Origin of the sequence: Poseidonocella sp. HB161398, assembly GCF_005870025.1 — a bacterium.
Classification (GTDB): domain Bacteria; phylum Pseudomonadota; class Alphaproteobacteria; order Rhodobacterales; family Rhodobacteraceae; genus Mangrovicoccus.
The window spans coordinates 129,926-141,107 of the sequence record NZ_VATA01000001.1 but is presented as its reverse complement, the minus strand read 5'-3'; the positions used below and the strand labels follow the sequence as shown (position 1 = coordinate 141,107).

The window sequence follows — 11,182 nt, the reverse complement described above, 5'->3', positions numbered from 1 at the left end:
CTTTGCCATCCCGGCGAGCGGTTCGGGCCCGCTGCCCAGAGGCCCGCCTAGTCCCAGCGGGACAGGGCGGGAGGGGCGACGACAGGGCAGGGGGCGGGCCAGTCCCCGGGCCACTGCGGGGAGGAAGGCTGCCGTGCCTGACATGCGCCATCCAATGTTGCGGCAAGGCCGGATCGCATCCCTTGGGGGGCGCTGGGATTGTCCGTCGGGCTTCCGTGGAGGGTCGGGGTGCCGAGCCAAGCCGACCCGGGGGAAGTGTCCGATGATCAACCCCTGGATGGACCTGCGCGCTCGCCACCGGTCCGGGGACCGCCCCGAGCGCCGATGCCGCCCTGCTTCGCGAGATGACCGGTTCTGCTGCCGAGCAGCGGATCGAATTCGGGCGTCTGGCCATGGATCCTGGGGCTCGATGGCTGAGAGAACGAGGGCGGCGCCAGGACCGGTACCGGCTGCGGCGCGCAGAGCAGCGACCGGCTGGTGCGGCGCAACGGCGATCGCGACCGGGACTGGCCGAGCCGGGCCGGCAGGGCTGAGCGGCGCATTCGGCACCTGCGCAGCGGCGCCTGTTTTCCCGCGTTTCCCGCGCCGGGGGGTCGGCCGAGACGGCCCTCGCCGCGGTGATCAGGACGCAGATGTCCATGGCATCTCGACACGCACCATGGACGGATCCGGTCCAGGCGATGGGCGCGGGCGGCATCTCCTGGAGCCAGGTCAGCCACCTCCGCGCGGAGATCGGCGAGCGTGCGGACGCCTTCCTGAGGCGGCCGGTCGGGGGCGGATGGCCCTCCGGCGGGGAAAGGCTCCCCGGAGCCTTTCCTGCTCCGCCTCAGCTCGGGGAACGATGCGACCTGCCTCGAGCTGCGCCAGGGTGGGCGGATCGCGGCGGACGCGGACGCGCTTGCGGCTTGCGTCGGCCCCGCCTGCCGGCGGCACCCTCGGGGTGCGCCTGCCGGGCATGGCGACCGGCGCCGCCGGGGCCGGGCCCTTCCGGAGCGGTGGCGGGACTTTCGCGGCGCGACCGGCGCCATGACCCCCGGTCTCTCCTGCGTGACCTCGCCCGGCGCGGCCCTGGCGGTGTGACGCGGTGCGCATGCGTCCTCTCCACCGCCTGGCAGCGCTGCCGGGCACTCCCCCGGACCGGTGGCAGTCATGCCCGAACGCCCGAACGAGGCAGCGATCCGGCGCCTCGCCGGCGCGATCCTGGCGGAGCGGACGGAGGATTGGACGGTTCAGCGCGCCAGGTCCATGAGGCTTCCGTCCTGGGGCCCCGGCCGTCAATCCGGGAACCGCACGGCAAGGCTGCCACAATTGCCGGGCCGACAGCGGACGGGGGCGCGGAGACCCCGGATATCGGGGCGCCGCCTGCGCCGTCGGCCGCGTTGGTCCCGTGCAGAACCATGTGCTCCCTCCGCAGCGCCATCGCTTCCGCTCCCGGTCCCCCGGTGCCATGCCTGCCGCCGTGATCGGCGCGCAGGCCGCCTGCAGGACATCCGGAAACCGCGCCGGACGCACATGGCGGGACGGACCCTGCCGGGAGCTGGCTTCCCACTTTCCTCTGCCGGTTGGCGTCCCGGGCCGCAGCCGGGACCGGATCGCGCTTCAGGCGGACCCTGGTGCCGTCCAGCCGAATGCGATGGCGCCGTGAAGGCGACCGTGGCCCCTGCGGGACCGCGAAAGCGCCCGAACGCCGATCCGCCATGCGACGGCCACGATGGCGGGCTTCCAGCCGTGGCGCCTGGAAACCTGCATGCCTCGAGCCCGCATCGCCTCGCATGGTGCGCCATCACCGTGGCCGCATCGAAGAGCGCCCTGCGCAAGCCGCCATCCCCTGCCCGGGCGATCCGCCCGGCGATATTGCGCCCGCCCGACTGTTCCCGCCGCGGCGCCAGGCCGGCCCGTGGTCCCGCGCCCCGCGCCGGATCGCCGCGCGCGGGGCGATGCGATCCCGCCCGCTGCCCGGCAGGCGGTTGCCGGCATTCGCCGGGAGGCGGCATCGTCGCCATCCCCCGTCCTGCCGCGCACGCTCGAGCCCCCTGCGATCCAGCCGCCTGTCGCGCGGTATTGCCCGGGCAACGAGGATGGCCGGGGCGGCGGTCTCCGGCGCGGAAGTTCCGGCAACCAGCGCCCCTTGCCCTTGCCGGCGGGACCGGGCTTCCTCCCGGAATGGCGCGAGGCACGCCGTGCAGCGACGGCCCGATGTCGAGCGCCGCCTCCCGGACCGCCCTGCGGGCGCCGGGCAGGGCGCGCATCCTGCGCGCGGATACCGGCGTGCAACCGACCGGCCCCGACCAGCCCATGCGGAGCAGCCGGACAACGCACACGGCATCGCGGCGGCGGGTCAAGGCGGGCATCGCCTCGAGCACGGCCAGGACCCGCCGCGTCTCCATCAGGACCAGCGCGGCGCCGCCTCGCCCCGGCCGCGGAGGGAGCCGCTGCGACAGGGGGCCGGCCTCGAGCCCGGTTGTCCAGATGGTCCCGATCGTCCAGGCCAGGTCCCGCAAGGCGATGAGCGCCTCGGGCTCGCTGCCGATCTGCGCCCGCTTCACGGCCTGCCGATGTCGCCAGGCATGCAGACCGCGGAACTCGCGCGCGAAACGCCGGTGCCGATGAAGGTCGCCATGCCGTCTTCCTCCGGGATGCGGACGCGCCAGCCTGTCCGGCCCCGCCGCCCCGTGACATCCGGAAACACTTGCGCCTGTCCGAGATGATCTCGGTGCCAGCCTGCCTCCAGCGCAGAGTGGCCGGCCAGCTCGGCCCGCCAGTCACCGCCAGGCCCGTCATGAGCGACAACACGACAAGGGGCGCGATCTGCGGCCGTGCCGCGTCGCAAGCCCGAGGCGGCGTGCCCGCCCGTCTCTGCCGCCCGGCGGTGCCTTCGGACGCGCGACGGGGCTGACGCCGAAGCGGTGCGACGGGCGGGGCCGGGGTCTCGCCCGCGAATGGGCCGCGGGGCGGTGGTCCTCTGCGGCGGGGGCGGTCAGACGGGAGGGGAGCGCGGCGACGGGCGCTTTTCACGGCAAGGTCACGGCGAGTCGCGTCCCTGCGGTCACGCGGGCGGGGTTCAAGGCGGCATCCGCTCGCCAATGGAAAGCGCATCGCCATGACCTTGCTCGCCTCTTTCGCCCTCTGGGCCCGGCCGCTCCTCGGCTCGGCTGCCATTGCCTCCGCCGCCATCGGCACCGCCGCGCCTGCCGCGCCGGACCTGCCGCCGCCGCTTTCGGATGGCGACTTCCTGCAGGACGGCAAGCCGGACGCCGCACTGGTCGCGCTGGGGACCCTGCTGTTCTTCGATCCGGTGCTCTCGGGCAACCGCAACATCTCCTGCGGGACCTGCCATGACCCGGGGCTGGGCACGGGCGACGGGCTGGCGCTGGGGATCGGCGAGGGCGGCGAGGGCCGCGCGCCCGAGCGGATCGCCCGGGCGCCGGTGACCGGGCGGGTGCCGCGCAATGCCCAGCCGCTCTACAATATCGGCGCGCGCGCCTATGTCTCGATGTTCCATGACGGCCGGGTCGAGGCCGATCCCGCGGGCACCCGGCCCGGCGGATACCGCAGCCCGGCGCGAGCGAAGCTGCCCGGCGGGCTGGCAAGCGCGCTCGAGGTGCAAGCGCTCTTCCCGGTGACCTCCGCGATCGAGATGGCGGGGCAGCGCGGCGAGAACCCGGTGGCCACCGCCGCGGCGGAGCACCGGCCCGACATCGCCTGGCAGCTGCTGGCGGCGCGGCTCGACGCGATCCCGGGCTACCGGGACCGGTTCCGCGCCGCCTTTCCCGGGCTCGGCGCGGAAGTGCCGCTGCGCTATGCCCATGTCGCCAGGGCGCTGGCGGCGTTCCAGACCGTGGCCTTCCGCTCCGATGGAAGTCCCTTCGACGCGGTGCTGCAGAGCGGCGACCTCTCGCTGCTGCCGCCCCTGGCGCGAAGGGGGCTGGATCTGTTCTACGGCGCGGCGGGCTGCGCGGCGTGCCATTCCGGGCCGCTGCTGACCGACCACCGCTTCCACGCGATCGCCATGCCGCAGATCGGGCCGGGCAAGGGCCATGGCCAGGACCGCGGCTACTGGCGGCTGACCGGGCTGCCGGCCTGGCTGGAGGACGAGGGGCGCTTTGCCGTCACCCGCGATCCGGCCGACCGCTTCGCCTTCCGCACGCCCTCGCTGCGCAATGTGGCGCTGACCGGGCCCTGGGGGCATGCCGGCAGTTTCGACACGCTCGAGGCGGTGATCCGCCACCATGCCGATCCGGCGGCGAGCCTGGAGGCCTTCGACGCCAGTGCCGTGCCGCTGCCGCCGCTGGGCCCGGTCCTGCAGGGACGCGGCGCCAATGCGCGGCAGGAATTCGCCCTGCTCGACGGACCCCGCCGTGCCGCCTTCGCGCTGCGCGACACCCATGTGCAGGGCTCCGCGGCGCTGCGCGGCCGGATCGCCGCGGCCAGCACGCTGCCGCCGCGGCCGCTGAGCGGGGCGGATATCGCCGCGCTGACGGCCTTTCTCGAGACGCTGACCGATCCCGGTGCGCGGGACCGGTCGCACCTGATCCCGGCCACGGTCCCCTCGGGCCTGCCGGTCCAGCCATCGCCCGGCGGCCCGCGGGGGCCGTCGCCGCGATCCCCCGAAGGGGCGGGTCCCGAGTGACCCGCCCGTGCCCCGCGATCCCTTCCAGACCAAGACCGAAAGGACTTTTCCAATGACCTTCCTGCGCAACGCCCTCGCCGCGCTGGCGCTCGCCGCGGCGAGCCCGGCCCTGGCCGAGGTTCCCGGCGCCTTCGACATGGCCGAGGACCATACCCGGTTCATCTACGCGCCCGAGCCGGTGCATCCCAACGGCATGCCCGCCCATGGCAATCCGTTCGTCACCCAGGGCTATCTCTATCCCGCCGGAACGCTGGCGGGGAATGTCCCGGGCGTCCGTGACGACGGCTCGCCGCGCTTTCCCGACAAGGTGATCGGCACCTGGACCTGCGACGGCTGGTTCGTCGGCGAGGGCGGCAATGCCGAGCACGGCGTCTGGCTGGTCAGCCGCCAGATCTTCGATTTCGAGGACGGCTCCATGCTGATCACCCAGGGCACCGAGCTGGCCGATATCGGGGTGGAGAACCTCCGCCCGGTCACCGGCGCCAAGGGCGGCTTCGCCGGGCTCGAGGGCGAGGTCGGGCAGACGCTGCTGGGCTTCAGCGAGCATTTCGCGGTCCGCGCCAGCTTCCGCGTGCTCGATGCCCGCGACCCGGCGGCCCCGGGGATCGAGCATGTCCGCCATCCGGGGGCCTCGGAGATCGACGATGACTGACTATCCGGCCCGCTTCGGCGATGCGGCCCCCTCCCGCGCGGTTCCGCGGCGGGAGGGCTGGCCGGAACCGGCGCTTCCCCATGACGCCGCGGCGCTGGCCGAGCTGGTGGTGATGGCGGGGGAGGGGCTGCCGCTGGTGGCCTGGCAGGCGATGGCGGGCCCGGGCGAGACCGCGATGCAGGTCGGCCGCCGCCGCGCCGCGCGGTCCGAGGGCGCCTTCTCCTGGCGCAATGCGGATGTGCTGCGCGACGATTGCGGGGTGAACGGGGCGCTGGTCTCCTATCCGCTGGCCGAGCGCGCCGGCGAGGCGGAGATCGCCGAGGCCCCGGCGCTCTTCCGGCCGCTGATCGCGCTGGAAAACCTCGCGACCGGCAGCTGGTATGTCAACGTGCTGGCGGTGCGGCCGCATCTGCGCGGGCTGGGGCTCGGCACGCGGCTCCTCGCCCATGGCGAGGCGCGGGCGCGGCGGGCGCTGATGCCGCGGGCGAGCCTGATCACCGGCGACGTCAACCCGGCGCGGCGGCTCTACGAGCGGGCGGGCTTCACCGAGCGCGCCCGCGCCCCGGTCGTCAAGGACGGCTGGGACTATGCCGGGCGGGAATGGCTCCTCTATGTCAAGGAGCTGGACTGAGCGGCGCGTCCCCCGGGCCGAAGACCGCCGCGAGCCCCGGCAGCAGCGCCCCCTGGAGCGCGGCGGCGATCTCCTGGCGGAGCGCCGCCGCCTCTGTTGCCGCCTGAGGCGTGACGCCCTGCGTCATGGCCCCGGCCAGCAGCCGGGCGCGGCGGATCACCAGCCCGGTCCAGCCGAGCGGCTCTGCCGCGGTCATCTCCTCCAGCGCCTGCGCGGAGGCCAGCGCCAGATCCTCCCGGCCGATCCGCAGGGCCGCGTCGATCGCGATCCGGTGGTACCAGAACTGGGTGAAGCGCGCCTCGCCCGAGGCCGCCACCCGCGCGCCCTCGGCCAGCGCTTCCTGCGCCTCCTCCGGCGTTTCCGCCACCTGGGCGAGCAGCGCGTAGTGGTCGCCGCGCAGCCGGTCGGGGCAGGCGGCCGCCGCCCGGGCGAGCCAGTCCGAGATCAGCCGCCGCGCCTCCGCCGGAGCGGTCTCGGCGGCGATCTGCGTGCGGTAGCGGATCTGCCAGCTGTCGAACCGGTCGGCGCTGATCGCGTCCATCACCGCCTGCGCGGCGGCGACATGGCCCGCGGCCTCGGCGAAGCGGGCATCCTCGACGCAGATCTCGGCCAGGGTGATCAGGCACATGATCTCCACCCGGGCGTTGCCGGCGTCGCGCGCGCGGTCGAGGATCAGCGGCAGCATCCCGCGCGCCTCCGGCCCCGGACGGGCGAAATGCAGCGCGTCCGCCTCCATCAGCAGATGCGACAGCTCCACCACGCCCAGCCCGTGGGTGCGCGCCAGCGCGTTGCATTCGCGGAAGGTGGCGCAGGCGGCATGCATCCGCCCCTCGGCATAGAGCGCGTCGCCGAGCCCGCCGAGCGCCCGGCTCTGGTGCAGCGGCGTCGTCGCCAGCTCGCGGGCGCGGCGGTTGTGGCGGGCGCAGGCCTCGAAATCGCCGCGCACGAAGGCCTGGGCGCCGAGCTGGTTCTCGTATTCCGAGACCTGGTCGGGCGGCAGCGCGCCGAGATCGGTCGCCCCGGCTTCGGCCAGGACGGCATCGGACAGATCCGCCTCGCCGCGCAGGCGGTGGACCCAGACCCGGCGGATCAGCGCCTGGATGCGGACCCGCGGCGGCACCTCGGCGCCGCTGGCCGCCTCGTAATCGGCCAGCGCCTCGTCGAGCATGCCGCGCTCGCGGTTGATGCTGCCGCGGGCGATATGCAGCAGCGCCCGGTCCTCGATCCCGGTCGCGCGCTCCAGCCCGGCATCGATATAGCCCAGCCCGCGCTCGAATTCGTAGCGCGGCAGCAGCAGGTCGGCGGCATCCGAGCAGGCGCGCGCCGCCTCGGGCAGATCGGCCGCCAGCGCGTGATCCGCCCAGAGCACCGGGTCGATCTCGGCGAAGAAGGCCGCCGCCTGGGCGTGGTACTGCCGCCGGTCGGCGCGCGTCAGGCCGGAATAGACCGCCTCGTGGACCAGCGCATGGGGGAAGACCAGCCGGTCCTGCTCCTGGTAGAGGCAGCCCGCGGCGCAGAGGCTGTCCCAGCCGGCCGGGCCGAAGATCGCGGCGTAATGGGCGGGGTTGAAGCGCTTGCCCAGCACGGCGGCGCGGCGCAGCTGGGTCCGGGGCGCGGCAGGCAGCAGGTCGGTCTGCTCCTGCACCAGCGCGACGATCGTGCTCGGGAGCCCGCCGCCCGGGCTGCGCCCGGTCTCCAAGAGGCAGGCGAGGAACAGCGGATTGCCCTTGCTGCGCAGCACCGCGTCGCGGACCAGCTCCTCGTCCTCGATCCCCATGCCGGAGGCCAGCATCTGCGCGTCGCGCGAGGTGAAGGGCGCCAGCGTCAGGGTGGAGGCGGTGGTCTGCCCGGCCGCCTGCGCCAGCGCCGGGGCGAAGAGCGCGCCGCTGATCCGCTCGGTCGCCACGATCATCGCGCGCAGCCCCGGCAGCACGTTCGACAGGCTGACGAGGAAGTCGATGTCCCGGCGCCTGGCCCAGTGGGTGTCCTCGACCAGGATGGCGGCGGCATGGACCGGGATCGCCAGCAGGAGGTCGCGCATCACCTCGATCGAGAGCTGCCGCCGCCGGTCCTCGCTCATCGCCGAGATCAGCGAGGCGCCGCCTGCGGGGATGTCGAGCCCGGTCATGTCGGCGAAAAGCGCATGGGCGGCGGGACCGGCAGATTCCGGCAGGTCGCCCCCGGCCTCGACCGCGGCGCAGGCGAGCTTGCGCGCGGCCCCGGCGCTCTGGGCGAAGGGCTCGAAGCCGATGCGCAGCACCTCCATGCCGCGCGCGGCGATGCGGGCGGCGAATTCCCCGGCCAGCCGGGTCTTGCCGATGCCGGGCTCGCCCTGCACCACGGCGACCGCGGCGATGCCGTCCTGGCAGCGGTCGAAGAGCGCCGAGAGATAGCCGAGCTCGACCTCGCGGCCGACGAAGACCGGGGCGGGGCGGCAGGCCAGCCCGCGCTCCGAGACGATGGCCTGGCCGCGGGCTGCCTGGCCCATCAGGCTTAGCGCGCGACCGCGCGGCTCGCCGCTGATCCGCAGGCTGCCGCCGGGCTGGCGGGCGACCACCACGCGTCCCGAGGCGACCCCGGCCCGGAGCCCCGGCGCGCCGCGCACCAGGAGCTGCGCCAGCGTGGCGGCGCGCACCGGATCGGATTCGCTGGCGCTGGCCGCGCCGAAGACCAGGAAGGCCTCGCCATCCTCGCCCGGCAGGGCGAGGGCGCCGTGCTCGGCCGCCATGGAGCGGATCGCCTGCGCGGTCTCGGGCGGCAGGCCGGCATAGTCCTCGGGGTCGTCGCTGGCGGCCGCGCCGACGCAGATGACCGAGACCTGGCGGATCTCGGTCTCCTCGCCTTCAGGCTCGGCCTGGGCGCCGGCGCTGCGCGCGGGGGCGCGGGACGGGGTGGCGGAGGCCTGGCGGCTGCGCAGCTGCTCGGAGAGCGTGCGGGTGGCGGGCTCTGGCGCGACGCCGAGCTCGTCCATCAGGATCGCCTCGCATTGCTGGTACTGCTCCAGCGCCGCGCTGCGGTTGCCGAGCCCGGCATAGGCGCGCATCACCGCGACATGCAGGCGCTCGTCGAGATTGTCGATGAGCAGACCCTTCAGCCCGGCCTGCAGCGCCGCCTCGTGGCGGGCGTCGCCGAGCGCCTCCAGCGCCATTGCCAGGCAGTAGCGGGTCTGCTTCTGGCGGATGCTGCTGCGCTCCACGGCCAGCCAGTTCTCGGCGGCGGGCTCGCGCGGGGTCTGCCCGGCCAGCAGCTCGCCGCTGACCAGCGCGTCGTCGAAGGCCGCGCCGGGCAGGACCGGGTCGTCGAGGCGCCCGGTATCGGTGCAGAGCCCGGGTCCGAGCCGCACCATGTCGAGATCGCTCTGCACGCAGTCGGCCGCCGCGCCCAGCCCCTTGCGGATCCGCGCCAGCGACTGGCGCAGGCTGACCTGGGCCTGGCTGTCGCTGCTCATTTCCCAGAACATGTGGCGCAGGTCGTAGCGCGGCACCATCCGCGCGGGGGCCAGCGCCAGCCGCGCCAGAACAAGCTGGGACTTGCGCACGGGCAGTTCGCGCGCCTGTCCGCCGACGCGCAGGCTGAAGCCCCCGATCAGGCCCAGCTCGACGGCAATGGAAGGACTGTTCGACGGCGTGTCCAAAGGAATTTCCCCCAATTGCCGCAGGGTGGCACAAGTTGACATTTTCCGAAAGGATCCGCCGCTGGCGGGTCCGAATTTTGCCCGGCGGCCCCTGCGGCAGCCGTTTTTCACGCCGCTGTCACGCCCGGCTTGCCGCAGGGGTCACGCCGCGGACCTAGGGCAGATGGCAGAAGGCGGCGCAGTTCCGCGGCCGCCCCCTTGCCGGAGATCCATCACATGGCCCAGCTTTCCGTCCTGCCCGCCGAGACCGGGCGCCCCTGTCCCGCCTATCCGCCGCGTGTGGCGGCCAACCGTCCCGCGCCGGAGGGCGATGTCGTCGCCCTGCCGCCCGGTACCTGCCTGCGCGCCCGCCGGATGCGTGTCGGCACCGAGCTGGCAGCGGCGCTGCCGGCGATGACCCGCTTCGCCCGGTCGCTGGCGCGCTCGCGCGCGGATGCCGACGACCTAGTGCAGGAGGCCAGCCTGCGGGCGCTCGAGCGCGCCGGGCAGTGGGATCCCTCGCGCAGCTTCGAAGGCTGGATCTGCCGGGTGATGCGCAACCTCTGGATCTCCTCCCGCCGCCGCGACGCGGTGCGCCTGGGCGAGGGCCAGGTTCCGGCCGAGGATGTGCTGGTGGAGGATCACGACGCCTGGCAGCGGCTCGAGTCCCTGGCGGTCCGCGCGGCGGTGCTGCGGCTTCCCTCCGATCTCGGCGACGTGCTTGTCGCCGTTGCGCTGGAGGGCTGCAGCTACGCCGAAGCCGCGCAGCGGTTCGGCATCCCCGCGGGCACGGTGATGAGCCGACTCCACAGGGCGCGTCGCGCCTTGCAGGAGATCTCCGCGGACGGGGCGCCGTAGCCCTCGCGCCCCTCCGGCAGCAAGCCGCCGGAGGGGCGTCCGCAACCCGCAGGGATCAGGGGCGGCGCCCGTTTCCGGGTCCGCCCCTCTGGGCGCTCAGGACCGGGCGGCGGCGATCCGCTCCAGGTTCCGCTGCATGGCGGCCACGGCCGGATCTTCCGGTGCCGCGCGGGCGGCGCGCTCGATCAGCGCTGCGGCCGCGCCGAGATCGCTGCGGTCGCCGCCGTCATCGTCCCGCTCGGCCAGGATCAGGATCGCCTCGGCCGCGACCAGCTGGAGGTTGGGCTCCTGCGGGTACTGCGCGGCCAGCCGCTCCATGTAGCGCGAGAAGATCACCCAGCCGCCGGGCGCCTGGTAGCGGTAGACCATGGCCCCGGCCAGCGCGAGGTCGCGCGGCGTTCCGGCCGTTTCCCGCGCCAGCAGAGCCAGCTCGTAGGCCGGTCCCTGGTCTGCGGGCGCCATCGCCGCGCCGATCCGCGGGCCGAGCGCCAGCGCCTCGCCCCAGGCGCAGATCGCGCAGTCCCGGTCGGCCTCCAGCGCCTCGGCGAAGAGCGCGCGGGCCGCGGCGCAGTCCCCGTCCCAGTAGAGCGCCATTGCCTGGTCGAAGAGTGCGCGGGCGTCGGGGGCCGCGGCCTCTGCCAGCGAGGCGCCGGGTCCGGGCAGGCTTCGCCCGTCGATCGCGGCGGCGGGGCCGGCCAGTGCCAGCATCGCGGAGAGAAGAACAAGGGATCTGGTCAGTCTGGTCATTTTGAAAAGTCCTTATCGGGCCCCGGGCCGCGCGCGGCGGTCCCGGGGGGA

The 11,182-nt window shown here is 74.5% G+C and carries 7 protein-coding genes; 4 read left to right on the top strand and 3 right to left on the bottom strand.

From position 1 onward, the window contains the following. Window positions 1-1,274: 1,274 nt before the first annotated feature. On the bottom strand, window positions 1,275-1,994 hold the full coding sequence (locus FGX59_RS39525; protein WP_370295665.1) for a transposase: 720 nt from the start codon (window positions 1,992-1,994) through the stop codon (window positions 1,275-1,277). 1,106 nt (window positions 1,995-3,100) lie between these two features. On the opposite strand from FGX59_RS39525, the gene FGX59_RS00610 reads away from it, so the two are divergent. The 3 genes from FGX59_RS00610 to FGX59_RS00600 are packed head-to-tail and all read left to right on the top strand — an operon-like array spanning window position 3,101 to window position 5,913. After that, window positions 3,101-4,630, top strand: a complete 1,530-nt coding sequence (locus FGX59_RS00610; RefSeq protein WP_138464340.1) for a cytochrome-c peroxidase — start codon at window positions 3,101-3,103, stop codon at window positions 4,628-4,630. A gap of 52 nt (window positions 4,631-4,682) precedes the next feature. Then, entirely contained in the window at window positions 4,683-5,282 is a 600-nt protein-coding gene (locus FGX59_RS00605; RefSeq protein WP_138464339.1) for a hypothetical protein, read from the top strand. Then, window positions 5,275-5,913, top strand: coding sequence for a GNAT family N-acetyltransferase (locus FGX59_RS00600; protein WP_171060444.1), 639 nt, complete (start codon window positions 5,275-5,277; stop codon window positions 5,911-5,913). Before FGX59_RS00605 ends, FGX59_RS00600 begins: the two co-directional genes overlap by 8 nt. Here the strand turns inward: FGX59_RS00600 and FGX59_RS00595 are convergent. Next, window positions 5,897-9,547 (bottom strand): BTAD domain-containing putative transcriptional regulator, encoded by a 3,651-nt coding sequence (locus FGX59_RS00595; RefSeq protein WP_171060443.1) that lies wholly within the window; start codon window positions 9,545-9,547, stop codon window positions 5,897-5,899. The two genes, FGX59_RS00600 and FGX59_RS00595, sit on opposite strands and share 17 nt — an antisense overlap. Window positions 9,548-9,763: 216 nt before the next feature. On the opposite strand from FGX59_RS00595, the gene FGX59_RS00590 reads away from it, so the two are divergent. Beyond that, a complete protein-coding gene (locus FGX59_RS00590; protein ID WP_138464333.1) occupies window positions 9,764-10,384 on the top strand; it encodes an RNA polymerase sigma factor in 621 nt (206 codons plus the stop codon). Window positions 10,385-10,480: 96 nt separating this feature from the next. Here FGX59_RS00590 and FGX59_RS00585 read toward each other — a convergent pair whose 3' ends face one another. Beyond that, complete coding sequence (locus FGX59_RS00585) at window positions 10,481-11,131, bottom strand: hypothetical protein (protein WP_138464331.1); 651 nt, start codon at window positions 11,129-11,131, stop codon at window positions 10,481-10,483. Window positions 11,132-11,182: the final 51 nt, after the last annotated feature.

Bases quoted from the DNA above. Each gene is read 5' to 3' on its own strand.
- FGX59_RS00605 (WP_138464339.1), top strand. From the start codon at position 4,683: ATGACCTTCCTGCGCAACGCCCTCGCCGCGCTGGCGCTCGCCGCGGCG.
- FGX59_RS39525 (WP_370295665.1), bottom strand. From the start codon at position 1,994: ATGCCGCCTCCCGGCGAATGCCGGCAACCGCCTGCCGGGCAGCGGGCG.
- FGX59_RS00610 (WP_138464340.1), top strand. From the start codon at position 3,101: ATGACCTTGCTCGCCTCTTTCGCCCTCTGGGCCCGGCCGCTCCTCGGC.
- FGX59_RS00590 (WP_138464333.1), top strand. From the start codon at position 9,764: ATGGCCCAGCTTTCCGTCCTGCCCGCCGAGACCGGGCGCCCCTGTCCC.
- FGX59_RS00585 (WP_138464331.1), bottom strand. From the start codon at position 11,131: ATGACCAGACTGACCAGATCCCTTGTTCTTCTCTCCGCGATGCTGGCA.
- FGX59_RS00600 (WP_171060444.1), top strand. From the start codon at position 5,275: ATGACTGACTATCCGGCCCGCTTCGGCGATGCGGCCCCCTCCCGCGCG.